Consider the following 26,732-nt stretch of genomic DNA (forward strand, 5'->3'; position numbering starts at 1 on the left):
AAAAACACTCTAATTATTTTTATTCTCTCTGTACTTTCCATTAATTCTTTTGCTTTTAATATTCAAAAGTTATCACCTGAGTATAACAATTCAGTAGAAATTACAGTTAAAGATAACTCCCCACTTCACCTTGAAATTGACACACAGACATTGAAAGAACAAGTTTATGGAAAAATACCCCTAAGGTTTCGATCGGAATATGATCAGGCCTTTTTTAATACAGACAACATGGAGTCAAATGAAATTTACTGGCATGACAAAGAGGCCCCTATTGTTGAAAATGGAAAAGTCTACGGGGCAAACAACGATCGTTTTATTAATTTAACGTTAAACACCACTGATGAAATGGTCGGTAAAAAAATAAAAGTCATTCTGGAGAAAGAAGAGAACCTGTCCAAAGTAGCAGCTGTTGGTGCTTTTGTTCCTCAGGTGGTGCCTATTATTGCCATGAATATGGTAACATGGCAGCCACACTCTTTCTGGCCAAGCCTTTTACGCTGGAATTATTTACTACTGGGTGTCGACGTAATTCACTCAATCAGGAACCTGGTTCAAAACCAAGTGTTCTCGGACACCAATTCTCTTTTTGCCCAGTGTTCTGCTGATTTCGTTGAAGGTTTTACAGTATATACACTCCTGTCAAATCATGGTGGACCAGTTACTGGTGATCCAAACAGACCAACCGCTGCGGAAGTTAACACTCATCAATTTGAAAAGAATGTTATAGAAAGGAGTAAGGCTGAAACGTTCAAACTATACCTGAGGACAACGCCCACCAATCGAATGTTTGATTGTATTTCTTCCGTTGTTGCCAGCTCACTGAAAACACTACACAATGAAGGCCGTTTACATCAGGTCTTTGGTAAATGGCCAATGCTCAATAGCCTGAATGATGAAACTATTGACGGTATTGCCATGCTGATGGTTGGGTACGGTTTCAATATAATTGGCAATGTTCCTGGAGATACCCTTTCTTTAGTTCGGCGAGATCTGGGATTTGAATATTTACCTGCCCTTGCCGGTGATTTTAACGACTCGATAAAAACGAGTATTCAATACACCATTCATAAAGGTTATATGACGTTCTTTAAAGGCAGGGGATGGGATGCAACATCAGCTTACGCCCTTGCTGCAGGAGCCGGATTACTTGAAATCGGTTATCGTTTTTACCAGGTGAAAGAAATGATACCAGCAGGCCAGGATGAACGTCTTAGCAACATGGATCCTTCCGATCCCAAGAATATAAACCTGTTTGCCAACCTGCAACACCAGATAACCTCTATTGGTGAGCGGGCTGAAGCGATTGCTTCATCAGGATATCAACTGGTTCCTCTTCCTGAGAATATAAAAGACTATGTAATCCCTGTAGCAGCAGCAACTATTATCCCGATAGCCACCTATTACGTTATGAATGGGGTATTAAACTACTACACTACCGGCGGTTTAAATATTGCTTTGCAAAAAGCCGTAACATCTGCAACCAATGGTCTGCTACTTGGTGCAATGGCTTATGTGTTACTTCCCTATGTCAAAGATTTGGGAGCCAGAGGCACCCAAATGCTTGCCGATCAACTGGTATCATGGACAGAAGCTGAGAAAGACAGCTGGATCGGCTATTTTGCTGCGAGAGATACCGAGTACAGGATCAGAGTTATCATCATCAATTAGCACCTAATTTGCCAACTCAAACAGCAAGATCATAAAATGATCAAATTAATTACTGAACAAGAGAGTTGGCTCATGTCAGATAAAAAAGGGACAGGCATAAAGTCAGTGGTTTTGAGTGCGCTGTCTGCAGGGTTCGGGGTTCAGAAAAGGGCTAATCTGGAAAGGGATTTTCAACAGGGTAAGCCTGCGCACTACATCATCGCTGGTATCGCAGGAACCGTATTATTTGTTTTGATACTCATATCTGTGGTGCATGTAGTCACTCATAACACATGAGCTTTCACTGAGTACTTACCCAGTATACAGCTGTCACAACAACCAGCATTATCAATGCAACAGCCGCAATGGCATCAGCCGTACTATCTTTCATTATCTATCTCCTTGATCCGTGAACAGGGTGAATTTCAAACCAGCTCATTCAAGTTAGCGAAATCCTGGCTAAGCATCAACTTATTATCCTTCTTCGATTTATTACTTTTTAGTCTACTTTTATTAATAAATAGTAGTTTTACGTATAAGTAAAAATCAGTATTCTTCCTCTGTCCCAGGTTTCTGACCTGTTCCCTAGATGTGGCTAATCAGACGAACAATTCATGTATAAATACGATGATTACGACCAGCAGATAGTCGATGAGAGGGTCCTGCAGTTCAGGGATCAGACTCGTCGCTTTCTCACCGGCGAGTTGCCAGAAGATGAGTTCCTGCCTCTTCGTCTCCAGAATGGGCTTTACGTACAACGCTTTGCACCTATGCTACGAATTGCCATTCCCTATGGCATGGTGAGCAGCAGACAGATGCGTAAACTCGCCTATATTGCCAGACGCTACGATAAAGGTTATGTCCACTTTACCACCCGACAGAACCTTCAACTAAACTGGCCACGGCTGGAAGAAGTGCCGGAAATTCTGGAAGAACTGGCCTCAGTTCAGATGCATGCTATCCAGACCAGCGGCAACTGTATCCGTAATACGACAACCGATCAGTTTGCTGGTGTAGCACACGATGAGATTGTGGATCCACGCCCATGGTGCGAAATTATCAGGCAATGGTCTACTTTCCACCCGGAGTTTGCATATCTTCCAAGAAAATTCAAGATAGCGGTTTGTGGCAGTGAGCAGGATCGTGCAGCAACACAGGTGCATGATATCGGTATTCACGCTTTCTTGAATCAGAATAACGATGTTCGATTCAAAATCCTGGCCGGTGGTGGTCTTGGGAGAACCCCAATGGTTGGCTCAATTATCAAGCCATCCCTTGAACCAGAACATCTCCTGAGTTACCTGGATGCAGTGCTGAGAGTTTATAACCGTTATGGACGGCGTGATAACAAGTACAAAGCCCGAATTAAAATTCTGGTCAAGGCACTGACTCCTGAGGTGTTCTCGGAAAAGGTTGAACAAGAATGGTCTTATCTGAAAGAAACAGAGGCAAAACTTCCTCAGCAGGAAATTGACCGGGTCCAATCTTTTTTTACTGAGCCTGACTACGCAGAGCTTTCCAATATCAACTTGACCGACCTGGCTTTATCTACTGAACCTGATTTTCAACTATGGCACAGGAGAAATGTTCATGCCCATAAAAAACCGGGTTACAGTGCTGTCACCCTGACACTGAAGGCAACTGCTGATGCCCCAGGTGATGCCAGTGCAGAGCAACTGGAAGCAATCTCAGACCTTGCTGACCAGTTCAGTTTTGGTGAGCTCAGAGTCAGCCACGAGCAAAATCTGATTTTTGCCGATGTTCCCCAAAGCAGACTTCATGAGCTATGGCTGAAGCTGAAACCACTGAATCTTGCAACACCCAATCAGGGCCTGCTTACCGATATGATCTGCTGCCCGGGCGGTGATTTCTGTGCGCTGGCAAATGCCCGCTCCATTCCGCTGGCAGAAAACATCCAGAGACGGTTTGATAATATTGATTTTCTGCATGACATCGGTGAACTTGATCTGAATATTTCTGGCTGCATGAATGCCTGTGGTCATCACCATGTTGGTCATATCGGTATTCTCGGTGTCGACCGTAAAGGTGAAGAGTATTATCAGATTCAGGTCGGTGGCGCATCCGGGCATGACGCCTCTCTGGGCAAGATCCTTGGACCGTCCTTCAAAATGGATGAAGTTCCCGATGTCATCGACAAAATACTGAAGACTTACGTTGAACTCCGCACTCCGGAAGAGTGTTTTATTGATACCTGTCGACGGGTTGGCGTGCAACCATTCAAGGAGAAGGTCTATGCCAAAGCTGCTTAAGGATCAGCAAATAAGTAATGATGACTTCCAGATCCTGCCACAGGATCTGGAAGAGGCCTCCTTACCTGATGGCAATGTGCTGGTGCATGTGTCATCAATTGATCGTGCCAGTAAAGCCAACGGTCGGCACAATGGTCAGATTGGCATCTGGTTTGACAGCGCCGACGAGCCTGAAACGGTAGCAAGTGCCCTGAACCAGTTTGAAGTCATCGCCGTTAACTTCCCCAAGTTTATGGATGGTCGTGGCTATTCACTTGCTCGTCTTCTTCGGGAGCGCCTTGATTATCGGGGAGATATAAGAGCGATAGGAGATATTCTTGTTGACCAGATCTATTACCTTAAACGATGTGGATTCAGCAGCTTAAGACTGAGGGAAGACCAGAATCCGGAGTACGCACTGGCGGCTCTGACAACGTTTAGTATGGACTATCAAACAGCAGCCGATAAATTAACACCGGTGTATCGGTTAAGACATCAGCTTTAATCACAGTTTGAAATCTCTTCCTTATTGGAAGAGATTTTCCCCTTCTGCTGCACGAAAACCAAACTGTTGGTTATACTGTTCTTTCCATAAATAATCTAAGAATGAGCCTGAATGATGGAAAGCGGTTCCCTGCTCTTCTCTTTTTTTCTTATTTTCACTGGGGCAGCGGTTCTCGCTACTGGCGCCTTATTCACCCGTCAACCCTTGCTGGTTGCCTATATCGCCCTTGGTGCCATACTGGGTCCTTTTGGTTTGGAAGTGGTGAATGACACCAACCTTCTCAACGATATTGCCCATGTAGGTATCATCTTTTTACTGTTTCTTCTTGGGCTGGATATGCAGCCAAGCCATCTTGCGCACCTGCTCAGGAAGACAGCCACCGTTGGTTTAGCGAGTTCATTTCTCTTTGCCTTAACTGGCTATGGACTCGGCCTGTCATTTGGCCTGCCCCAGAATGAGTCAATCATCATTGGTGCAACCATGATGTTTTCCAGCACGATTATTGGAATAAAGCTTCTGCCAACGACAGTGCTTCATCATAAACATACTGGTGAAATCATGGTCAGTCTCCTGCTTCTCCAGGATTTGATGGCCATTATTGCGCTCCTGCTACTCTACAATCTGGACCCATCACACAGCGCCAACTACAGTGAACTGATCATGGCATTTATTGCCCTGCCAGCACTGATTTTCACCGCGATAATGCTGGTTAAATACCTTTTACTGCCATTAATGGCTCGCTTTGACCGTTTTCATGAATATCTGTTCCTGATGGCTCTGGGCTGGTGCCTCGGTTTTGCAGAATTAGCTCACAGTTTGAACCTCTCTTATGAAATTGGAGCGTTTATTGCGGGAATCAGTATTGCAACCAGTCCCATCGCCCAATACATTGCCATCAATCTCAAACCACTAAGGGACTTTTTCCTGGTGCTGTTCTTCTTTTCTATTGGTGCCAGTTTCAACCTTGACCTGCTGAGTCAGGTAGTGATCCCGGCACTGGTCATGACCGTGGCGGTGATCATTATCAAACCCGTGGTTTTTGGTTTTCTGCTGCGCAGGGTCAGTGAAAAACGCTCCACCGCCTGGGAGGTCGGCTTTCGATTAGGTCAGACCAGTGAGTTTTCAATACTGATAGCCGCATTTGCCAGTGGGCAGAATCTGATTGGCGAGATTTCAGCGCATATTATCCAGGCAACAGCAATACTTTCACTGCTGGTATCTTCTTATATTGTCGTATTCCGCTTTGAATCACCCATCGCGCTATCAGAACGTTTGAGAAGAGACTGATACTTTTTCGAGGGGGCGTAGTCCCCCCATGTAAAACCTACTGATCCAGGATCATGTTACCTTATCGGATTTATTCCCATAAAATGGTTTGTATCGAAAACAAGCAAAATGAAGCGGTCGTTTAAAACAGTCCTGTAATAATCTAAGTTTCTGGAGGCATTAATAACATCATTCATAAACAGTCCCCCAGCATCAAAAGCATGCCCAACCCCTCCATCAATATTCAGAACAACAATGGGAGTATTGAGAACTTTGGCGGTAAACATCGAATCAGTAGCATCAACCCACTCCCTATCAGTTCTCAATGCTTCCAGGCCATTTTGAAATATTAAACGCTCATACAAGTCATTTTCAGAGGAGTGAATGGTGGGGTCATAGTTGGAAGCATAGTTATCACACCATTGCACGGCCTCCTGATAAACCCGGTTACGTAAACTATGAATAGTCCAGTTAGAGCCTGCAGGGCATTGATTAATAACTGAGTCAAAGTAGCAGTTGCCATTACGGCAGCTTTTATACAGTTCTAAATCATATGCCTGAAGCATCCACTCCGTACGACTCTCTTGGTCACGTATGAACTGTTCCGCGATTAAAGCTGTATACTCTGGAGGCGGATCAGAGGGATCGACTACTCTTGCTGCAGGCGTTCCATAACGGGCATAAGCCGGCGGTGGATCGGAGGGCAGTGTATTTGAGCTAACTGCAGGCGCATAGGCTGTTGCTGTTGCAGCTGGAGCAGATGGCGGTGAATATGGCGGTGGCGGTACATAAGTTGCCGTGTATGGGGGGGGCTGAATGGGCTGGGCGACGGGAAAGGGAGAAGGAGGTGGCTCCGGAGTATGACTATCGCCGCTATGATGGTAAAAATACCCGATCACAGTAACGCCTACCACCACCGTAACAGCAGCTGCAGCAATAATTGCAACAAAGGTACTGGCAAAAAAAGAAGCAGCCAGCCCCGCGAGCCCCCCTAAGGCTAAAACGGCCACCCCAGCTACTGCCCTTAAGGTTCTGGACTGCGTCCAATGTTTCGTCTGACCAACGTCATTATCAGCCTGATTCTGGCCAGGATGGTAACCAGCGGCTACTGATGCTTCAACAGCATTCATTTTTTCTGCCCTGTCTAAAAATAGTTAATTATTCGACTATTAATTAGATCTATAGTTCAAAAATAGCTCAGGAATAAAAGACCAAAGCCAATGAATACTGTTGAAAAATAGAGCAATAAACGCTCCTAGGAAAAGAAGCGGCTGGTATTGAATCTCCCCCACCATTTCATCAGGGTGTTATCCAACGCTGACTCAGCTGCCAGGCCAAGCTTATCGGCAACCCCTTTTTTCATCACATATTCAATCTGCACCAGGTCAGCCTCATCCACCTTCCGGTAGATATACTCATCACTGGTGCTGATTTCATCAATCAGGTTCAAGGTCAGGGCCTTCTGGCCATACCAGATTTCCCCCGTTGAGACCTGGTCAATATCAACCACCTCCCGCTCCGCCTTTACAAAGTCTTTAAAAAGAAGGTGAGTATCTTCCATATCCTGGATAAATTTCTGACGCCCTTTCTCTGTATTTTCACCGAGAACCGTCAGAGTACGTTTGAATTCACCCGCCGTGTGTAACTCAATATCAACATCATGTTTTTTCAAAAGACGGTGAACATTGGGCAACTGTGCCATTACGCCAATAGAGCCCAGTACCGCAAAAGGAGCTGCAACAATATGATTGGCAACACAGGCCATCATATAGCCACCACTGGCAGCAACTTTATCAACGGTGACCGTCAACTTAATCTCCTTATCACGGATTCGCTTAAGCTGGGATGCAGCCAAGCCATAGGAATGCACCAGCCCGCCACCACTTTCCAGCCGGATAACCACTTCATCCCGCTCTTTATCTGCCAGAGAAAGAACTGCTGTGATTTCTTCACGCAGTGACTTAACAGCTGATGCTTTAATATCTCCATTAAAGTCAAGCACGAAAACCCTGGGCTTGATTGTTTCCTCAGCCTCTTTGTGCTTTTTAGCCTTTTTCTCAAGTTTTGCCTTTTCTTTTTCTTCCTTGGCTTCTTTTTTCAATTGATCTTTATCAAATAACGCATGCTTCAAGTCATTCTGAAGGTGCTCGTAGTGTTCGTTAAGTCGGGTAATCTCAAGATGACCTTTGTGCATTTTCTTGGCTTTCTGGCCAATTGCTGTCACCAGAGCCACTAAAATTGCCACACCACCAATCAGGGTGACAGTTTTGGCCAGAAACAAAATAAAGTCTGCCAGATACTCCAAAGGGACCTCCTTAGAAAGGCTTGTGGGGTCAATATCAAAATTGTCTATAGCATAACTGATTTATCATTGCCGGGGACTATAAAAAGTAATTGAACAGCCAATAGTTTTGATGCGACATTCATACAAGCGTTTGAATTTCATTGACACATTCGGCCAATACTCATAATCTTCATTTTGTTGGAGCCAGAAATGCTTAACGCCAAGAAAAAGGATAAAGAAATTATGAGCACCGTTGCCGAAATCATTGAGTCCATGAAAACCCGCTTTAATGCTGATGCTGCTGCTGGCCTCGATGAGGTTTTCCAGTTTGATATTGAAGATGCTGATACTTACCATCTGGTTATTAAAGATGGCAACTTCGATATCGTTGCCGGCGCTCATGACGACCCAAGCGTAACACTGATCATGGACAGCGAAACCATGGTCGGCGTGATGTCTGGTGAAATGGATGGTATGCAGGCATTTATGATGGGTAAACTGCGCGCTGAAGGCAACATGATGTTAGCGACCAAGCTTAATGTCCTTTTCCCGAACTGATAGACGACTATTTACTGAAATATTGTCTTAAGAAAAACTCATCCCATAAACGCCAGCCCGGCACACTTCCCAGGCTGGCTTTTTATCATCTAGCCCCTACTTAATTGTGAAACCCATCTCACATCTAGACACTAGATTGCCACTTATCCGTAAATAGCGACCGTTTATCTCGAATGAAGTGAGAATTCAAGCGGGAAAAGATATACAATCCCTGACTTTTAATAACAATAAAAAACACCATGGATGAAAAGATAAGAGAGCCCATACCTGAAAAACTGTGTGGCTTTACTCTGGTTGAATTGATCATCACCCTCGCAGTGCTCGGAATACTGTCGGCTATTGCCTACCCTTCTCTTACCCAGAGTATTGCCAACAATCAGGTTCGCAGTCAGGCTGAAGAAATTCAGAGCATTCTGGCATTTGCCCGCTCAGAAGCAATCACCCGTGGTACAGATGTCATAATTTCACCCGATAGTGGCTGGGCGGGAAGTAATGGCACGGTAACTGCCAATGGTACTATCATTCTTCAACTTGCCCCCCTTTCCGGTAGTACCATCACTTCAACAGCAACCCAGTTCAGCTTTGATGCACGGGGGCTTTTCACGGGTGCCAATGTTTCTGTCAGTAATACCGATGCTTCACATACCGCAACAGTGAGTATTGATAGCGGTGGTGCAACATCACTGTCCATACAGTAAGTTCAGGGCCAGGTATGGCGGATACCAATAATACGCAGGGAATAAATCATGAGTAGAAATAACGGCTTTACCATGATTGAAGTGCTGGTGGCCATGATCATCATATCGGTGGGACTTTTAGGGATCGCCGGCCTGGTCGTCGAATCCAGAAAGAATATTGTTGAAGTACAACAGCGATCCATTGCCTTACAACTGGCTGAAGATCTCTTAGCCCGAATTAATGCCAATAATTCAGGACTGGCCAGCTACAACGGCACTATTTCTGCCGCCCCAGCTCAACCGGGAACGCTGTGTAACGCTGCAAACTCTAACTGTACACCAGCGCAAACAGCCGCCTTTGACCTCTGGCAATGGGGTTCTGCCCTCTACGGTAATGAGGTACAGACTGCTGCAAATACCAATGCTGGTGGCCTCATTTCACCACTGGCTTGCATCAACATCAATAATACCGACGTGACCCTTACCATTGTCTGGCGGGGAAAATTTACCCGCCCCGATACCCGGCCAGCGGTTACCTGCGGAGACGCTGACACTGACTATCGATCAGCGGTGGATAATGATCTTCGCCGGGTCATGGTTATAGAAACCACTATCAGCTAAATGCAGTACATGGATGTGAGGAAAGTCATGATAAAAAACTCATGGGTTATCACCAGTCATAATAGACAACAGGGGTTTACCCTGGTTGAACTTATGGTCGCTGTCACCCTGTCGTTATTTCTGCTTGCGGGTGTGGCCGTTCTCTATCTGAACACATTTACTGCTCAGCGTGACAGCAGCGCAATGATTACTCTGAATGATAATGCCCGCACCGCATTGACCATCATTTCACGTGACCTTCGGTCTGCTGGTTATAACAATGGCTTACCTCCAGGAAGCATCAGTCAAAATGGTCTGACGGTTACCGATGATTGCAGCGGCATTGCTGCTGCACTAACCCCTTCCCCCGCATTTATGGCTGGACGTGCCAGTAACGATATTTTCGGATGTGCTGCAGGTCAGACCGGTAACTATACGGCTGCAGATGGCTTGCCTTCTGACTGGCTACTTTTCAGGGGAACCGTCGGCGAAGTGGTGAACACTCCTCTGACAAACACTAACTATCTGGTCGCCAATACCCAGGAAGGCCGTCTTTTTCGTTCAGCCACAGCCCCTTTGATTTCTGATGATCAGGAGGTCCGTGAATACCAGTTCAGCCTGTTTTATCTTCGGGATAATCAGTTAAAACTGACCCGTCTGGCCAATGACGCACTGGTCGAAACCACACTCGCCAACAACATAGAAGCCATGCGGGTATTTCTCGGCATTGATGATGACGGCGATGGCCAGATTAATCGTTATCAGGGAACACCGGCCAACACAAACACCTGGACTGAACAGCAATGGAATGAAGTACAGAGCATCAAGCTCTACCTGCTGACCACAACGGATCAGGTCAATGATTATGAGGACCACCGCACCTACCAGATGGGTGATATTACCGTTAAGCCCGATGGTGATAATCGTCATCGTCGTTTAGCCAGTACCACCATCTATCTATACAACCATGCCTACCGGTGACCAGATGAAACAGTTCAAATCTAAACAGAGTGGCATGATTTTGATGGTATCTCTGTTGTTTCTCATGATGCTGACCACTATTGCAGTCACACTGGTGAACCAATCCAGTAGATCACCACGCATGATAGCCAATGCGGAAATAAAACTGATCACGTTTAATCAGGCGCAGGCAACGCTCAACCAGATTGCTGTTATGGATATGTCCGAATTTGACCGGGGAGTCTGTGGCGCAGAACACGCTCCCTATAACCCAATCGATCCAGACAGTTCACTGACACAGGCTCAGCAGACGGCCCATACCTGTGGTGCTAATAATGCAGCACCCAGTCCAAGTATCCATTATCAGGCATCCAGTCAGACGGTACCCCGCAGTGAAGATGCCAGTGGAGTTGGTAAATACAGTGTTGAGTTTTATCAGATTCAAACGGACAGTGCGCAGTCAGGCATAACAACCTCGCTGGCCATGAACACCTATAAAGTGATGTTAGGTGAGCAGGGAGGTTCAGCTCACGGCGACCAGAATGTGGTCATAGGCAGTACACCGTTATCTGCCAGCCCCTAGACTGCATGGCAGCTAGGAATTGGTCTTATGCCACCATATTGGGCATAAAAAGAATAAAATTTAGTCGTAAGGTATGAGCTAAAGTGACTTTCAAAAGTTTAAAAAGAATAGCAGTGCTTTCTGCTCTTTTTCTATTCTCACTGACTGGTCTGTCTGATGATACCGAGCTGTTTACCGGTGCAAATACCAATAATAGCGCCCGACCTCAGGTGATGATCATCCTGGACACTTCTGGAAGTATGGGTTGGGATGCCCCAAAAGCAGACTACGATGCAAATACCATTTATAGCGGCGATTACACCAGCAATGGTATTCATATTGTCAAGTTTGACAGTGACCTTGTTACAGAAGGAAGCCCCTGTAATACCATATGGGTAGAGATTAATGGTAAAAATAGAAAACGAGTCGAATGTATCGGCAACTATTTAAACTGGTTTGAACAGGATGCACCCAGGCGAATTACTCTTGCGAGAGAGTCCATCACACAGCTGATCAATGACAATCAGAATGTGGACTTTGGATTAGCAGCTTTTATTGATGGTGACTATAGCGGCTATGGCGGATATATACGTCATAGTATCTCAGAAAATGGCAGTACAATTGTTAATGATTTAAGCAATCTGACCCCTGATGGTGGCACACCCTTATGTGGTGCCTACTATGAAGTTCTCAATTTCTTTACTGGGAGAAATTTATACAGAGCACAATACACCAGTAGTCGTGACACAAGTGTTGAAAGTCAGATTGGGAGTCAATACAAAACTACGGATGAGTATGGCGATGTTCCTTTAGTAAAGCCATGTCAAAACCTTTATATCATCTATGTCACAGATGGTGAGCCTAGCTCAGAATCCAGTGTCAACAGCACAATAAAATCTGACACGAATTTAAAAGTTGGCGGCACTACACGAATTACTGCATGCGATGATTACGAAGATAATAGTGGTGAAATGAGTGAGAACTGCCTACCAAAACTGGCTGAATATTTAGCCAACCCGGGAAGCGGCGGGCTTGATAATGATTCATCCACTGGAAACCAGAAGGCGTTCACTTACACCATTGGCTTTGCGACAGACCAGCAATTATTGAGAGATACCGCAGATAAGGGAAATGGTGTCTGTTATACAACTGTTGGAACCAATACAGACTCAACAACCGGCTGTGTTGTCGTTAATGATATTGCGGCAGCATTCCAGGGAGCACTTGGAGAAATTCTGCAACAAACCAGTACTTTTGTATCTCCTGCCGTTGCCGTAAACAGTTTCAAAAGAACGGAATCACTGGATAACGCTTACTACGCAATGTTCCTCCCCTCTGAGTCATCCCGCTGGACGGGTAACCTCAAGAAGCTGAAGATATATAAAGGAGACTCAACACCTGGCTGTACTGCCCTTGATATTCATACACCGGGTATAGTGGTTGATCGTGGATGTGACCCAGCATTAGACGATGGCAGCAATCGTATTGCCGATGGCCGCAGCACCTACTGGAATACCATAAATGATGGCAGTGAAGTCGGCAGCGGTGGACTGGGTGCGGCACTGTTAAATGCCCGTGGGACTTTCTACACAAACCTTGTTAACAACTCAGGCATTGAATATCTGGGTTCGGTGGACAATATTGATGTTTCAAGATTTGGTATTAATGATACCGCAAACTATACCACTGCAAACCTGATTAACTGGGTCAAGGGGCTCGATAATGATGGTAATACACTCAGCTGGGTGCTGGGGGATATTCTTCATTCCAGACCCGTTACTTTGAATTATGGAGATACTGACGGAACCGGTACTGAATACAATGACACCAACCCAAATTTACGTCTGGTTTTTGGCACAAACTACGGAATGCTTCATTTTATAGAAGACCAGGGTAATTCTGTTATTGAAAACTGGTCCTTCTTTGCGGGTGAAACAGCAAGCAACATTCCAAAGCTCTATGAGAACCGTGATGACGTTGGCCACCCCTATGGACTTGACGGCCAGGTCAGTGTGATACGCCTTGATTACAATAATGATGGCAATATCAAGCATGCCGATGGGGACCGGATGATTCTCTATTTTGGTATGCGCAGGGGAGGCAGCAGTTATTACGCCATTGATGTATCCAATCCGGACGGTGCCCCCACCCTGCTCTGGCGTATTGACAATCAAACTGCTGGATATTCAGAACTGGGGCAAAGCTGGTCCACTCCAGTACCTATGATTATTCCGGGTCATCGTGAAGTTATTTCAACAACAGAGTCAGGCATTACAACAAACACCATTAATTATAAGTATGTGTTGGCATTTGGTGCAGGCTATGACAGTACAAATGATGATGATCGCAATGGTGAAGCTTTCACCGATGCCAATGGTGATACGCATACCGTCAGAAAGTATTCTCAAAAAGGTCGAGGGTTATTTTTTGTCGATGCGGCAACAGGAGCACTCGTTAAATCATTTACGGCACCGGATGATATCTCAACGGCAAATCCAGTGCAGTTCGAAAGCAGCCTTCTCAAATGGAGCGTTGTCTCATCACCTGCCCCCATGGACAGTAATGGCGATGGCTTGACTGATCGGGTTTATTTTTCCGATACCGGCGGCAATGTTTTCAGGATTGACATTGGCAAGGGTTATCTGGATGCGAATGCACCCAATGCAGAAAGCCCAATATGGTCGATGATAAAATTGGCGGAACTGGGTGCAGATGAAACCGATGTTCGGCCTTCACCTGATGTGAGCAGTGATCGGCGCTTTATGTACCAACCGGAACTGGTCAGAACCACGCACAGAGGAACTTCATATGATGCAGTGGTACTGGGTAGTGGTAACAGAGCCAACCCAATGGCAACAACAAATACTGACCGTTACTACGTAATCAGGGATACCAATATTTTCTATACCCGCTTTGGAACTTGTAATGACTGCACAACATCACCCAATGTGATTTCTCACAACAGCCTATACAATGCCAGTAGCAACTTGATTCAACAGGGTACTGATCAGGAAAAAGCTACGGGTATGTCATTGCTGGACACGAAAAGTGGCTGGTATATAAACCTTTCTGCTTCAGGCGAAAAAACCACAACAACGGGTGATGTATACAGCGGCCAGCTGCTCTATAGCACCTATTCCCCATCATCCGCACCTGGCGCGAATATATGTACTCCCAGTGTTGGATCCAGTCGTTTCTATGTTTTAGATTTGCATACTGCATCAGCCATACGTGACGTTGATGGCGATAGTGACAAACAGGCTGATGACCGCTTTTCACTGCTTTCTGTCGTTGGTACACCGGGTGATGCCACCATCGTCTCTCTTGGTGAAGGCAGTAACCTGATCGATTTGAATACCGGATATAGCGGTGCTACTAACGAAGTCGGTATTCATCGCAGTGGCTGGATCGAACAATAACAAGACAACAGGAGTACAATATCATGGGAAACGCTTCAGGCTTTACGCTTATCGAACTGATGATTGCGGTTGTTATTGTCGGTATTCTGGCCTCGATTGCACTACCAAGCTACCAGAGTTATATGCAGAATGGTCGACGGGCCGAAGGTCAGTCGGCACTGCTGGACATTGCTGGAAGACAGGAGCAGTTTTTCCTGGATAACCATCAATACACTTCTGATTTAACAAACCTAGGCCTGAATGTGAACCCCTTTATTTCTGAGGATGGCTGGTATTCCATCAGCGCTGCCTGTGGCAATGCCGGTGATGCTTTTGCCTGTACTGATGGGTTTGTCTTGATTGCCACGCCCCAGGGGGGCCAGGTATCCGATGGCAACCTGGGCCTGAACTCGTTAGGCAGCAAATCGGGTAAGTGGTGAGTTTCAATATTGATCAGATTGTTTTACAGAGAAGCACCATCGAAAACTTCATACGGCAGTGATAACGAATCGACGTCTTCCAGGCAGCCAATGTTGATTCGGTAGTGATCTTTCTTACGCCGCGTCTGGTGAAAAGGATAGATTCCACAGCCACGGCAAAAGTAATGCCTGGCAACTCCGCTGTTAAATTCATAGTGTCCGAGTAAACCCTGTTTATTGTTAATTTTCATCTTATCCGGAGACACAATAAACGGGGTCATGACGGCACCTTTGCGGACACAAATCGAACAGTTGCACCTGAGCCCTGAGTCAATTTCTGGCCCGTCAAACTCAAAGCTAATCGCTTTGCAATGACAACTTCCCGTGTGCTTCATTTCATCGACTCCTTCTTATTTTATTTATCCACCAGAAGTCAGGTTCATCCTTCATGACTAACCTGTTTTCAGGATTTTGAGATAATGCATTATAGATAAATAAATATGATTGTATAATATCATATAAAAACATTCACCAGCTTTCTGGCGATGGTAAATTCCGGTGGCAGGTCTGGCGGGTTATCTCGATGGAACCAGCCTCCAAAGCAGAGCTCTTCCTCTTCGAGAATAAGTTCACCACTTTTATATTCCGCATGGAACCCCATCATCAATGAGTGGGGAAAGGGCCAGCTCTGACTAAAACAGTAATGAAGTTTGCCCAGCGTAAGACCCGTTTCTTCAAATACCTCTCGATGAACGGCATCTTCAGCACTCTCTCCTGGCTCAATAAAACCCGCCACCAGCGTATGCATTGTTGATTCTTTACCATGGCGATGATGTCGGACCAGAAGCATTTCATCTCCCCGCGTCACCAGAACAATGACACAGGGAGAAATTCTGGGGTAAGCATGGTGTCCGCATTCAGGGCAAACCATCGCCCACTCACCCTCCTTTTCCCGCGTCTGATGACCACAACAGCCACAAAAGGCATGCTCACTGCGTGATGTCAGGATTTGCAGGCCATGACTGATCAAGCTATAAATTGTTGAGTCTGACACGGACAGTAATGACCTGAAACTGACAGTATCAGCCTCCACCGTCAGAGTTGTGAGTTCAACAACTCCAACTGCCTTTCCATGAAAATAACCCGTGACTATCGCATCTTGTTTTATCACCGGCTGGAACTTTTCAAGGCTGAACCAGAGGAAATGTTCTCCAGCTCCTTCGTCATTAAGAACAACCTGCCCTTCAAACAGCACCAGCCAGCACTCAGCACTCAGTTCCGTTTTCAGGCCTTGCAAAGGCAAATAGTTCACGTTGAATACACCGCTATGATCTTGATCCAGCTGCAAAGCAGACTCCTTGATTCCATTCCATACATTGCAGGGCAGAAATATTTGAAGCAGTACAAGACGACCGTCCTAGAATAGTCGGCCCTACTGAAGTGGCAGCCGCCTAGTCGTTAGAAAGCCACAGACAGTTGCCAGACTGCTTTTGAATCTGTTCCAGCTTGTCTTGATGGTTCTGCAACTCAATATCACTGGCAGAGATGACTCGAAGTGCCGGCCGGCCAGCAGCCAGTCGCCGGATAGTACTACCGCCCTCTTCCGAATCACCGGCACCATCATCACTGCTTCCCAGCGAAAGTGCAGTCTGCCCACCGGTCATGGCTAGGTAGACTTCAGCCAGAATCTCTGAGTCTAACAGCGCGCCATGCAGGGTTCGGGAGGAATTATCAATAAAGTACCGCTTACATAAAGCGTCCAGATTGTTCTTCTGCCCAGGGTGCTTTTTCCTGGCAAGCGCCAGAGTATCAAGCACACCGCAACACTCATCTACGTTGGGGAAACCACGGCGTAACAACGAAAACTCATGATTGATAAAGCCCACATCGAACGCAGCATTATGAATAACCAGTTCAGCTCCGCGAATAAACTCGAGAAATTCATCAGCAATAGTACTGAACACCGGTTTATCTGCCAGAAACTCATTGGTAATACCATGGACTTCAATCGCTTCCTGCTCTACAACACGCTGTGGGTTGATATAGACATGGTAATGATTACCGGTCAACTTCCGGTCAATCATCTCCACACAGCCTATTTCAATGACTCTATGACCCTGTTTAGGGTCGATACCGGTGGTTTCTGTATCAAGAATTATCTGTCGCATGGGTTAACTGTTCTCAAATCTTTACCAGAGAGGAAATCTATTTTTTGAATGCTTCCGCTCCCTTACAGGCCAGCTGGTCAGCAATTTCATTTTCACGATGACCAGCATGACCTTTGATCCACCGCCAATCGATATCATGACGCTGGCTCTGTTCATCCAGCAGTTGCCAGAGATCCTGATTCTTAACCGGCTTACCGGCAGCGGTTTTCCAGTTTTTCCGTTTCCAGCCTGCCATCCATTCCGTGATGCCCTTTCGGACGTATTGTGAATCGGTGGTAAGAATAATGGAGCAGGGCCGTTTCAGAGCCTTGAGCCCTTCAATCGCAGCCATCAGTTCCATCCGGTTATTCGTGGTTTCAGGTTCACCGCCAAAAAGCTCTTTCTCTACGTTACCGTAGCGGAGTAACACCCCCCAGCCACCTGGGCCGGGGTTACCTTTACAGGCACCATCGGTAAAAATTTCAACTGTCTGACTCAAACGAACTCCAGTCTCTGTTTACTTTCACTGTGCTGGTTCTGCCAGCACTGGGGCGGGTCAATGGTTGACCGACAAAACGCCTGCGCACATCAGACCACACCTTTCTTACCGGTGTCAGCCCCGGGGTTTCACGGGTAGCAATCATCATGTAAAAACCACCAACCGGTATCTGCAGCTGTTCCAGCCTTTCTTCAATTAGATCTCCGCGCAAACCGGTAAAGAAGCGCTTTAGCGGATGTACATAGCCACCATAAACGATTCTTTCCACACTAAAATTCAGCAGAGCAAGCCAGTCTTTCAACCTTGACGTCGAAATAAAATGAGCATCCCTGAGAAGGCGACGCTGACCTGGTACACACCATCGTGCAATATTAGTCATGCTGTAAGGGTTGAAGCCAATAATAATGAGCTTACCATCCGGTATAATGGTATTCGCCGCTTCACTCAGCAAACGATGAGGACTCTCCGCAATTTCCAGAGTGTGTTGCAACAGAACAAGATCAAGACTTCCCGGTGAAACTGGCCAGTAATGTGGATCAGCCATCACCTGTGGCCTAGGGCAATCTGCCAGATAGCTGGAACCGAGGATAAACTGTCTTCTTACCGGGCTGCTGAACATCAGATCTTTATGCCATGATGCAGAGTATTGTCCCGCATGGAAGCCAAAGATGGTACCTAACTCCCGTTCCAGCAGGCTTTTCTCATATTCAACCAGTAATCTTCCTGAGTCGGTATCCAGCCAGTGGCGCAAGTCCCCAATACGGTCAGAGAGACTGCTCTTGGTCCTTTTCCGAAATTGTCGAATCATGCAAATTATTGTACCAATAAACAGTCAATGCTTCTTTCACGCCTGATCTACAAACATCTCAGGCACTTTTCATCATCAGCTCTCTTCATGTTAACCTCCTTATCGCCGAGTTTATACAGAAAAAATTATTCTATGACATCCGCAGTCGTCGGCTATAACATCTCCACCGAAGAGGCTTTGCGGAAACGGTACCCATCCAGGCGCACCTGAACCAAAACCTATACTCGGACAGCCTCATAGCCAATGCAGGCGAAAAGTAAATCTTCCCCGTGCTGTTGGATCCATGATGATCACAGGGATGAAATAAAGGACATTTAAGGCGATGCTGACTATATCTCCGATACCCGCATTTGATGACAACTACATCTGGATGTTTCATACCCCGGATAGTCAGGATGTTTTTGTAGTTGACCCGGGTGATGCCAGGCCTGTTGAAGAGGTACTAAAAAGTCATATGTTCAACCTGGCCGGTATTCTCATTACCCACCATCATTTTGATCATACTGGTGGCATCGGGGAACTGACCAGAAGCAGAAATATTCCAGTTTACGGTCCAGATAACCAGAGCATCAAGGGAATTACTCACACTCTGCGTGATAATGATACTGTTGAGATCAGTGGCTGCCACTTTAAAGTTCTGGCTACTCCAGGTCACACACTGGACCATATTGCTTACTTTACTGATGCTGGTGAAGGTAAAAATCCAGCACTTTTTTGTGGGGACACTCTATTTGTTGGCGGTTGCGGCCGATTATTTGAAGGGACGGCTGAAGAAATGTATCACAGCCTGTCACGTCTGGCCTCACTACCTGGCAATACACGGATTTATTGTGCCCATGAATACACTCAGGCAAATCTGAAATTTGCCCTGGCAGTGGAGCCACATAATCAGAAGCTACAGGAACAAGTTATGCACGTTGCTGAGTTATGCTCTGAAAATCAACCTACCGTACCCTCAACGCTGAGACAGGAACTGGACATAAATCCATTCCTGAGATCAGACCAACCGGAAGTTATTCAAGCCGCCTCTGACAGGGATCCGTCCACAAATGCCAGCCCCGTTGACGTTCTAAGGGTAATCCGAGCATGGAAGGATAATTTTTGATAGTGGTAAAATAATGAGCTGATAATACTCAGAACCCAATATATGACCAAAGCCCCCTACTTAAAAGGCCAGCGATTTACTTTTGGCCCAATAGCTCCCCGACGGACTCTGCCGACGCTGGCTTTTTCACTGTTTCTGACGGGTTGTCAGCTGGTGAGCACATCTCCCACTTCTTCGGCATCAACCATCAAGAAAGAAACAAAGCCTTCTGTTGAAAAGGTTGAGGTAAAAACACCTGAGAAGATTACTCCCGTAAAAAAAGCCCCTGTTGCGATCGACGACCTCTGGATTCGAATTCAGTCAGGCCTGGCAATGGATCTTGACCAGAACAACCCTCGAATTCAGGCGGAGCTGGACTGGTATAAACGACATAAGTCATATTTCAGCCAGATTTCCAGACGTTCAGAGCCATATCTCTATTTCATTGTCAAAGAAGCCGAAGCAAGAAATGTTCCCCTGGAACTGGCGCTGATGCCAATTGTGGAGAGTAGCTTCGATCCTTTCGCATACTCTCATGCAGGTGCTTCAGGGCTTTGGCAGTTCATGCCCGAAACGGGTGAACACTATGGCCTCGATCAGAATTGGTGGTATGACGGTCGTCGGGATGTTGTACACTCTACCCGTGCTGCACTGGACTACATGCAAAGCCTGTACAATATGTTTGATGACTGGGAGCTGGCACTGGCAGCGTTTAATTCTGGCCCGGGCCGGGTACAACGTGCCGTTAGGAAAAACAAAAAGCTCGGTAAATCTACACGCTTTTGGGCACTCGATCTTCCCAGTGAAACCACGGCTTATGTGCCAAAACTGATCGCCCTTGGAAAAGTGGTTCGAAACCCTGCTAAACACGGGGTAAAACTGGATCAAATCCCAAACAAGCCCTATTTCGCCAAGGTACATACCAGTGGTCAGCTTGATATGGCCAAAGCATCGAAACTGTCGGGGGTTGAGCTGGAAGAACTCTATCGGCTGAATCCTGGACTGAACCGCTGGTCAACTCCACCAGAGGGTCCTCACCATCTGGTTGTGCCAGTTACTCATGCCGAACATTTCCGAACTCAACTGGCAGGCCTGCCGCCAGAGGATCGAGTGAAATGGCATCGTTACACAGTTAAGTCTGGTGACACCCTTGGAACCATTGCCATGAAATACCGAACCAGTGTGAGTGTGATTACGGAGGCCAATAAACTCAACAGCACTATTATTCGTATTGGTCAGGGGTTGATGATCCCAATTGCAGCTAAAGCTTCAGAAAGTTATACACTCAGTGCCAGCCAACGCCTGGCAGCGAAGCAAAATCGTTCTGTGAATGGCCGTTACAAAGTTGATTATCTGGTAAAGTCTGGTGACAGCTTCTGGACTATTGCCCAGAAGTACAATGTTGGTGTTAATGAGCTGGCCCGTTGGAACAACATGTCGCCCAGGGATACACTCCGAATTAATCAGAAGCTGGTTGTCTGGAAGAAACAAGCCTCACAAAATGCGGTTGTAAGAAAGGTGCACTACAAAGTTCGCTCCGGTGACTCACTGGCCAAGATTGCATCAAAGTTTAATGTGAATGTCGACCAGATCAGGGATTGGAATAGTGACATGAGTGGCAAATACATTCACCCCGGACAGCAGGTCACACTGTTTGTCAATGTAACACGCAGCTTCTAACACGAGCCTACCCCGCCTTTCCGGCAGATGCTATTCTCATAGATTGTCTGCTGGAAGGTTCTGATCTTTGATCATCCCCAAAAAACAAAAAAGCCTTGTTATTTTCCTGCTTTTTTTCTGCAACAACCTGTTTTCACAGGATGAAGATAAACCCTGGCAGCACGCCCTGACCCTTTTCGATGCTCCAAAGTACCCTGCCGACTTTCATGCCTTTGATTATGTGAATCCAAACGCTCCCAAAGGAGGCCATTTGAGACTCGCGGTACACGGTACCTTTGACACTTTAAATGCCTACAACGGCAAGGGCGTACCTCCGTCCAGAGTATCATCTATTCCAAAATACGGCTTCAGTGAGCTTAACGAAACCCTCATGGTAAGTTCAGCCAGTTCAAATGGCCCTATGGATGAACAGGATTCTGTATATGGACTGATTGCTGAATCTGTTAAGTTTTCGAAAAAAAACAATCAATTGGAATTCAAACTTAACAAAACAGCGACATTTAATGATAACCACCCCATTACCAGCCGCGATGTTATTTATTCATTCAACACACTGACATCCCTGCCTTATGGGCGTTTTAGCGGTATGAATGAGTATATAGAGCGTATTGAAACACCTGCTCTCGATCATATCGTTTTCAAATTGAAACCATCCTACCCAATGATGCTTCCACTGTACCTCGCCGAGTTACCGGTACTTCCAGAGCACTTCTGGCAAGATCGTGATTTTCATAAAACAATATTGTCAGCGCCATTATCCAGTGGCCCCTACAAAATAAACCGGATAGTCCCTGGTAAGTTAATAGAGATGGAAAGAGTCAAAGATTACTGGGGTAAAGATCTCCCGGTAAATCAGGGGAAACATAACTTTGATAAAGTCTCTCTGCATTTTTACCGTGATCTCCATATGGCATTTGAGTCGTTTAAAAGTGGCAATACGGATGCCTATCTCGAAGTGCAATCGAAAAACTGGGCAACCGGCTACAATCTTGACGCAATAAAAAAGGGGTCGATACTTCGTCGTGAAATCCCACACAATATGTCCTATGGCGCAAGAGCCTACGTTTTCAATATAAGAAAACCGTACTTGCAGGATCATAGCGTTCGGAGGGCAATCAGCCTGATGCTTGACTGGAACTGGATTTCCAAGGGGATATTTCATAACGCCTATACCAGAACACAAAGCTACTTTCCGCATATCCCCCTGCCAACACTCACCCCTCCTTCTCATGCTGAGGTTCAATTGCTTGCCCCGTTCTCAGACATCCTCCCTCAGGAGCTCTTTACCCAACCATTTACTTTTCCCGAAACAAAAGGCAACGGGGATATAAAAGCCCACAAAAAACAGGCCTTGAATCTACTCAACCAGGCAGGATGGGAGTTACAGCAAGGTAGGCTAATCAATAAGATAACAAAGCAACCCATGAAGCTGGTTTTTATCCATTATGGTGACTCACAGTTTGAACGAATCGTCTTCCCATTTATACAAAATCTGAAAACGATTGGTATTGAAATGACACTTCAACGGATGGATCTGACTCAATATTACCGGCGACTGAGACACCATGAGTTCGATATGACACAGTATATTTTCCCTTTACGCCAGCATCCGGGGGAAGAACTTCTGGACTTTTTTCACTCAGAGAGTGTCAATAACCGAGACGGCAGAAGCTTGATGGGACTTGAAGACCCTGCGGTTGATGCCATGATTGAACGAATCATTAATGCCACCAGCAAAGATGACCTGGAAACGGCTACGTCAGCACTTAACCGGATTCTGCTATGGCAGCATTATGGAATACTGAACTGGCATGGAAGCACTCACCGAATAGCCTGGTGGCAGCACTTGAAACATCCTGAAAACTTTCCACCCTATGGATTTAATTTGAATACGTGGTGGACTGAACAAAACAACAGGGAAAGTCGATAAACCTTTAACAACCGTCATTGAGATCTCGGCTATGTGGTTTACAGTCTTCAGTTTCAAAACACTGCTGATTATTTGTGCCTTAGTGAACAGTGTCAGTCCCATATTATCTGCAGCAGAAGATACAGACGGCCAGAGCAGTAAGTTACGACATGCCATCAGTCTTTATGGTGAGCCAAAGTATTCTGAGAGTTTCGAGCATTTTAACTATGTTAATCCCAGTGCACCGAAAGGAGGTGAACTTAAACAGGGAGTTATTGGTCATTTCGACAGCCTGGTCCCCTATATTGATCGTGGGACGGCAGCCGCTGGTAGTTATATGATGTATGACACGCTGTTGGCCAGGTCCTGGGACGAACCGCTGACCAAATATGGTCTGATTGCGGAACGAATTGAACTTGCCCCTGATAACACCTGGGCAGCCTTTTACATAAACCCCGCGGCTCGATTCCATGATGGCAAGCAGATAACCGCTCATGATGTTAAGTACAGTTTTGACCTTCTCAGGGAAAAGGGGTCAACGTTCTACAAACATTTCTATCAGGATGTCAAGAAGGTAGAAGTCACGGGCAATGACAAGGCTCTTTTTGTTTTCAGGCACAGCAATAACAGAGAGCTGCCATTAATTCTGGGGCAAATGCCAATTCTTCCCAAACACTATTGGGTAAAGCGCGATTTCTCTTCTCCCGGCATGGAGATTCCCGTCAGCAGTGGTCCTTATAAACCGGTCAGGATAGAACCCGGACGCTCAATAACGTTTGCCAGGGTAGAAAACTACTGGGGGAAGGATCTGCCAGTTAACCGGGGGAGGCATAATTTTGACCGTATTCAGTACGAGTATTATCGAAACAGCAATGTTCTTTTAGAAGCCCTGCAGAAAGGGGAATACGATCTCAAGACCGTCAGTGACCCTCGTGTCTGGCATGACCAGATACGTGATGAATCACTGAAAAAATATCAATTGATTCGATCTTCTTTAAGCAATCATAACCCCCAGACCTTAACCATTACCTATAACTCCAGAAGAGAATTGCTATCAGACCCGGGGGTGAGAGAAGCACTGGGATACGCCATCGAATTTGACTGGATCAATCGGCACTTATTCCATGGTATGTACAAAAGGGCAGACAGTGTTTTTGCCGGGACAGAACTGGGTGCTTCAGGAAAACCCTCTGAACAGGAAACAGAAATACTCTCAGCATGGAAGTTAGAAATTCCGGCGGAAGCACTGGACCAGGCATGGATTCCACCTGGAGATGAGCCGGAAACTACCCGTCGAGATCGCAAAAGAAAAGCGCTGACACTGTTAAAGCAGAGCGGCTGGACTATCAAAAAAAACCAACTGGTGAACAGCAACGGTAAACCGCTCGAACTTGAAATCCTGTTGTCCTCTTCTGAAGATGAACGTATCTTTATTCCAGTACAAAAGACACTGGGAAGCATGGGCATCAGACTTAATATACGAACCGTGGATGTTGCCCAATATGTGGAAAGAGTCAGAAACCAGGACTTTGATATGGTGATGTACACCTTTCCTCACACGCCATCTCCTGGCACAGAACAAGCCAGCCTATGGGGTTCAAGTACCGTTCACCAGCATGGTTCCAGGAATATTGCCGGTATAAAGCTTAAATCAATCGATAGTCTGACTGAGAAAATACCCCAGGCAAACTCTCGAGAAGAACTGCTAACGCTTATCAGATCCATGGATCGAATCATTCTCTGGAATCACTATGTTCTGCCCCTCTGGTACCAGCCTGACTGGCTGGTAGTGCATAAAAAGCAGCTGAAGTACCCGAAAAACCCAGCTCCCTATGCACTGGATTTGAGTACCTGGTGGTATCAGAAAAACGAATAAATGAGGTTGATAAAAAAGGAACCCTTTGCATGGCTGACTATTGGAAAAATGGAATCCTTTTCATCAGTCTAATCTACTCTGTTTATGCTTATGCACAACCTGCAGAAATACACTCGACGAAAGCCCATGGCTTGAGCTTTCATAACTCACTGCAATACCCAGAGGATTTTAAGCACTTTAGCTATGTAAACCCCAATGCCCCCAAAGGAGGAATCCTGAGAAAGGGTATTTCAGGCAGTTTTGATACTTTTAATACTTTTGCCCCAAAAGGCATCTGGGCTGATGGCAGTTACTTTCTTTATGACCCGTTGATGGTCAAGGCAGGTGATGAGCCCTACTCAGTTTATGGGCTGATCGCCCAGCAGATTGAGTATCCAGATGATTTTCAATGGGTCATCTATCACCTTAACCCCAATGCCCGGTTTCATGATGGTCACGCCATCACCTCAGATGATGTTGTCTATACGTTCCAGTCACTGAAAAAAAAAGGTCCACCTCACTACAAACATTTCTATGAGATTATTGAAAACGTTGAGGCAATATCGCCCACGTCAGTTCGTTTCAGTTTTTCTGAGCCACCAGCCAAAAGTCTGATTCTCAGACTCTCACAACTTAGGGTGCTTCCAGCGCACTACTGGCAACAGCCGGAGAATGACCTCTTCAAGGCAACACTCAAGCCCCCGCTCTCCAGTGGGCCTTACCGGGTGAAAAATTTCAGTCCCGGCCGCTTTGTTACCTATGAACGTGTTACTGACTATTGGGCGGCTGATTTAGCCGTAAACAAAGGGCGGCATAACTTTGATATCATCAGAACCGACTACTACCGGGATGATGGCATAGCCCTTGAGGCTTTTAAAAAAGGTGAGTACGACCTACGTATTGATGCTAATCCCCGAAGCTGGTCCCGAGCGTATAAATCAACAAAGACAGGTAAGGTGCAATTTATTCAGGAAAAAATTGATAACAAAAGCCTGGGCATGCGAGCTTTTGTCTTCAACCTGAGAAAGCCGGTTTTCAAGAGCCGAAAGATCAGAAAAGCCATATCACAGGCATTTGATTTCAACTGGATCAACCAGCACCTTTTTTTTGGGATGTACTATCAAGCCTATAGCCTTTTCTCGAATTCAGACCTTGCCGCTATTGAACCACCATCAGTCAAAGAAAAAGCGTTACTTGCTCCCTGGCAGGACGAACTTCCTGAAGAACTGCTCACCTCCCACTGGCAGCCTGTAGAGACCGATGGTTCAGGCAACTGGCGAAAGAACAAGACAGAAGCCTTCAAATGGCTGAAAGAAGCTGGTTATAGATACAACAACAGAGTGCTTCTTGATCAACAAGGTCAACCACTGAAGTTTGAAATTCTTTTAGCCGATCCCGAAGATGAGCGCTTTGTTATACCAATTGAATTTTCTAACTACTGTATAACTGCCCAATCACGGGAGCACAGACTGAACAGTCGACCAGCTTCGCTGCAAAGGTTATTCCAAGCTTCACAGCAACAATCTACAATATTTTCATAACCTGAAAATGCTTTGTTTGATAAGTCATGCTCCCGCATCCACTCCCATAGCCTTTCTGAGCTGTTTAACTCCGGTGCGAATGGT

Annotated in this window: 24 protein-coding genes; 17 read left to right on the forward strand and 7 right to left on the reverse strand. The window is 45.9% G+C overall.

The genetic code is table 11. The annotated features are described in order from the left end of the window. From AK963_RS33225 to AK963_RS11955, 5 genes are all read left to right on the forward strand, one after another. Positions 1-1,668 (forward strand): hypothetical protein (locus AK963_RS33225; protein WP_175404499.1); only part of this gene is annotated, 1,668 nt, incomplete at its 5' end. Positions 1,669-1,740: 72 nt separating this feature from the next. After that, the gene (locus tag AK963_RS11940; protein ID WP_066015700.1) at positions 1,741-1,944 is read left to right on the forward strand and encodes a DUF2970 domain-containing protein; all 204 of its coding nucleotides are present in this window, start codon (positions 1,741-1,743) and stop codon (positions 1,942-1,944) included. Between the two features lie 317 nt (positions 1,945-2,261). Beyond that, positions 2,262-3,917, forward strand: a complete 1,656-nt coding sequence (locus AK963_RS11945) for a nitrite/sulfite reductase (protein ID WP_066015681.1) — start codon at positions 2,262-2,264, stop codon at positions 3,915-3,917. Next, on the forward strand, positions 3,901-4,401 hold the full coding sequence (locus AK963_RS11950; RefSeq protein WP_066015682.1) for a DUF934 domain-containing protein: 501 nt from the start codon (positions 3,901-3,903) through the stop codon (positions 4,399-4,401). The genes AK963_RS11945 and AK963_RS11950 overlap by 17 nt, the downstream gene beginning before the upstream one ends. A gap of 114 nt (positions 4,402-4,515) precedes the next feature. Continuing rightward, entirely contained in the window at positions 4,516-5,688 is a 1,173-nt protein-coding gene (locus tag AK963_RS11955) for a cation:proton antiporter (protein WP_066015701.1), read from the forward strand. A 56-nt stretch (positions 5,689-5,744) separates the two neighbouring features. Here the strand turns inward: AK963_RS11955 and AK963_RS11960 are convergent, their stop codons facing one another. After that, entirely contained in the window at positions 5,745-6,797 is a 1,053-nt protein-coding gene (locus AK963_RS11960) for an OTU domain-containing protein (RefSeq protein ID WP_066015683.1), read from the reverse strand. Positions 6,798-6,922: 125 nt separating this feature from the next. Further along, complete coding sequence (gene sohB / locus AK963_RS11965; protein WP_066015684.1) at positions 6,923-7,972, reverse strand: protease SohB; 1,050 nt, start codon at positions 7,970-7,972, stop codon at positions 6,923-6,925. A 222-nt stretch (positions 7,973-8,194) separates the two neighbouring features. On the opposite strand from sohB, the gene AK963_RS11970 reads away from it, so the two are divergent. The 7 genes from AK963_RS11970 (at position 8,195) to AK963_RS12000 (ending at position 15,146) form a co-directional block, all read left to right on the forward strand. After that, positions 8,195-8,509 (forward strand): SCP2 sterol-binding domain-containing protein, encoded by a 315-nt coding sequence (locus AK963_RS11970; RefSeq protein ID WP_066015702.1) that lies wholly within the window; start codon positions 8,195-8,197, stop codon positions 8,507-8,509. Between the two features lie 239 nt (positions 8,510-8,748). Continuing rightward, positions 8,749-9,207, forward strand: coding sequence for a GspH/FimT family pseudopilin (locus AK963_RS11975; protein ID WP_066015685.1), 459 nt, complete (start codon positions 8,749-8,751; stop codon positions 9,205-9,207). A 48-nt stretch (positions 9,208-9,255) separates the two neighbouring features. After that, complete coding sequence (pilV, locus tag AK963_RS11980) at positions 9,256-9,807, forward strand: type IV pilus modification protein PilV (RefSeq protein WP_066015686.1); 552 nt, start codon at positions 9,256-9,258, stop codon at positions 9,805-9,807. 27 nt (positions 9,808-9,834) lie between these two features. Further along, a complete protein-coding gene (locus tag AK963_RS11985; protein WP_175404500.1) occupies positions 9,835-10,767 on the forward strand; it encodes a PilW family protein in 933 nt (310 codons plus the stop codon). A 4-nt stretch (positions 10,768-10,771) separates the two neighbouring features. After that, positions 10,772-11,329, forward strand: coding sequence for a pilus assembly PilX family protein (locus AK963_RS11990; RefSeq protein ID WP_139117371.1), 558 nt, complete (start codon positions 10,772-10,774; stop codon positions 11,327-11,329). An 83-nt stretch (positions 11,330-11,412) separates the two neighbouring features. Further along, positions 11,413-14,727 carry a pilus assembly protein gene (locus AK963_RS11995; protein WP_139117372.1) on the forward strand — a complete coding sequence of 1,105 codons (3,315 nt, stop codon included), beginning with the start codon at positions 11,413-11,415 and terminating at the stop codon, positions 14,725-14,727. 23 nt (positions 14,728-14,750) lie between these two features. Next, on the forward strand, positions 14,751-15,146 hold the full coding sequence (locus AK963_RS12000; RefSeq protein ID WP_066015690.1) for a type IV pilin protein: 396 nt from the start codon (positions 14,751-14,753) through the stop codon (positions 15,144-15,146). 23 nt (positions 15,147-15,169) lie between these two features. Here the strand turns inward: AK963_RS12000 and AK963_RS12005 are convergent, their stop codons facing one another. The 5 genes from AK963_RS12005 to AK963_RS12025 all read right to left on the reverse strand — a co-directional run bounded on the left by AK963_RS12005 (position 15,170) and on the right by AK963_RS12025 (position 18,579). Continuing rightward, the gene (locus tag AK963_RS12005; RefSeq protein ID WP_066015691.1) at positions 15,170-15,520 is read right to left on the reverse strand and encodes a GFA family protein; all 351 of its coding nucleotides are present in this window, start codon (positions 15,518-15,520) and stop codon (positions 15,170-15,172) included. 119 nt (positions 15,521-15,639) lie between these two features. Then, a complete protein-coding gene (gene nudC / locus AK963_RS12010) occupies positions 15,640-16,473 on the reverse strand; it encodes an NAD(+) diphosphatase (protein ID WP_066015692.1) in 834 nt (277 codons plus the stop codon). Between the two features lie 103 nt (positions 16,474-16,576). Then, positions 16,577-17,293: a DNA polymerase III subunit epsilon gene (gene dnaQ / locus AK963_RS12015; protein WP_066015693.1), complete on the reverse strand. Its 717-nt coding sequence runs from the start codon at positions 17,291-17,293 to the stop codon at positions 16,577-16,579. A gap of 37 nt (positions 17,294-17,330) precedes the next feature. Continuing rightward, a complete protein-coding gene (rnhA, locus tag AK963_RS12020; protein ID WP_066015694.1) occupies positions 17,331-17,771 on the reverse strand; it encodes a ribonuclease HI in 441 nt (146 codons plus the stop codon). Further along, entirely contained in the window at positions 17,755-18,579 is an 825-nt protein-coding gene (locus tag AK963_RS12025; RefSeq protein WP_066015695.1) for a class I SAM-dependent methyltransferase, read from the reverse strand. The genes rnhA and AK963_RS12025 overlap by 17 nt, the downstream gene beginning before the upstream one ends. Positions 18,580-18,901: 322 nt before the next feature. Between AK963_RS12025 and gloB the strand changes: the two genes are divergently transcribed. From gloB to AK963_RS12050, 5 genes are all read left to right on the forward strand, one after another. Then, a complete protein-coding gene (gene gloB, locus AK963_RS12030; RefSeq protein ID WP_202969760.1) occupies positions 18,902-19,684 on the forward strand; it encodes a hydroxyacylglutathione hydrolase in 783 nt (260 codons plus the stop codon). 42 nt (positions 19,685-19,726) lie between these two features. After that, positions 19,727-21,343 carry a lytic transglycosylase gene (locus AK963_RS12035; protein WP_066015696.1) on the forward strand — a complete coding sequence of 539 codons (1,617 nt, stop codon included), beginning with the start codon at positions 19,727-19,729 and terminating at the stop codon, positions 21,341-21,343. Positions 21,344-21,410: 67 nt separating this feature from the next. Next, complete coding sequence (locus tag AK963_RS12040; RefSeq protein ID WP_066015697.1) at positions 21,411-23,273, forward strand: extracellular solute-binding protein; 1,863 nt, start codon at positions 21,411-21,413, stop codon at positions 23,271-23,273. A 31-nt stretch (positions 23,274-23,304) separates the two neighbouring features. Then, positions 23,305-25,128: an extracellular solute-binding protein gene (locus AK963_RS12045; RefSeq protein ID WP_066015698.1), complete on the forward strand. Its 1,824-nt coding sequence runs from the start codon at positions 23,305-23,307 to the stop codon at positions 25,126-25,128. Positions 25,129-25,157: 29 nt separating this feature from the next. Then, complete coding sequence (locus AK963_RS12050; RefSeq protein ID WP_066015699.1) at positions 25,158-26,648, forward strand: extracellular solute-binding protein; 1,491 nt, start codon at positions 25,158-25,160, stop codon at positions 26,646-26,648. Positions 26,649-26,732 lie beyond the last annotated feature (84 nt).

The organism is Endozoicomonas atrinae (assembly GCF_001647025.1).
GTDB classification, from domain to species: domain Bacteria; phylum Pseudomonadota; class Gammaproteobacteria; order Pseudomonadales; family Endozoicomonadaceae; genus Endozoicomonas; species Endozoicomonas atrinae.

Bases quoted from the DNA above. Each gene is read 5' to 3' on its own strand.
- AK963_RS12005 (WP_066015691.1), bottom strand. From the start codon at position 15,520: ATGAAGCACACGGGAAGTTGTCATTGCAAAGCGATTAGCTTTGAGTTT.
- AK963_RS11990 (WP_139117371.1), top strand. From the start codon at position 10,772: ATGAAACAGTTCAAATCTAAACAGAGTGGCATGATTTTGATGGTATCT.
- AK963_RS11940 (WP_066015700.1), top strand. From the start codon at position 1,741: ATGTCAGATAAAAAAGGGACAGGCATAAAGTCAGTGGTTTTGAGTGCG.
- AK963_RS12045 (WP_066015698.1), top strand. From the start codon at position 23,305: ATGTGGTTTACAGTCTTCAGTTTCAAAACACTGCTGATTATTTGTGCC.
- AK963_RS11985 (WP_175404500.1), top strand. From the start codon at position 9,835: ATGATAAAAAACTCATGGGTTATCACCAGTCATAATAGACAACAGGGG.
- AK963_RS11975 (WP_066015685.1), top strand. From the start codon at position 8,749: ATGGATGAAAAGATAAGAGAGCCCATACCTGAAAAACTGTGTGGCTTT.
- AK963_RS12035 (WP_066015696.1), top strand. From the start codon at position 19,727: ATGACCAAAGCCCCCTACTTAAAAGGCCAGCGATTTACTTTTGGCCCA.
- AK963_RS12050 (WP_066015699.1), top strand. From the start codon at position 25,158: ATGGCTGACTATTGGAAAAATGGAATCCTTTTCATCAGTCTAATCTAC.
- AK963_RS11950 (WP_066015682.1), top strand. From the start codon at position 3,901: ATGCCAAAGCTGCTTAAGGATCAGCAAATAAGTAATGATGACTTCCAG.
- AK963_RS12000 (WP_066015690.1), top strand. From the start codon at position 14,751: ATGGGAAACGCTTCAGGCTTTACGCTTATCGAACTGATGATTGCGGTT.
- AK963_RS11945 (WP_066015681.1), top strand. From the start codon at position 2,262: ATGTATAAATACGATGATTACGACCAGCAGATAGTCGATGAGAGGGTC.
- AK963_RS11955 (WP_066015701.1), top strand. From the start codon at position 4,516: ATGGAAAGCGGTTCCCTGCTCTTCTCTTTTTTTCTTATTTTCACTGGG.
- AK963_RS12025 (WP_066015695.1), bottom strand. From the start codon at position 18,579: ATGATTCGACAATTTCGGAAAAGGACCAAGAGCAGTCTCTCTGACCGT.
- gloB (WP_202969760.1), top strand. From the start codon at position 18,902: ATGCTGACTATATCTCCGATACCCGCATTTGATGACAACTACATCTGG.
- AK963_RS11970 (WP_066015702.1), top strand. From the start codon at position 8,195: ATGAGCACCGTTGCCGAAATCATTGAGTCCATGAAAACCCGCTTTAAT.
- dnaQ (WP_066015693.1), bottom strand. From the start codon at position 17,293: ATGCGACAGATAATTCTTGATACAGAAACCACCGGTATCGACCCTAAA.
- AK963_RS11960 (WP_066015683.1), bottom strand. From the start codon at position 6,797: ATGAATGCTGTTGAAGCATCAGTAGCCGCTGGTTACCATCCTGGCCAG.
- pilV (WP_066015686.1), top strand. From the start codon at position 9,256: ATGAGTAGAAATAACGGCTTTACCATGATTGAAGTGCTGGTGGCCATG.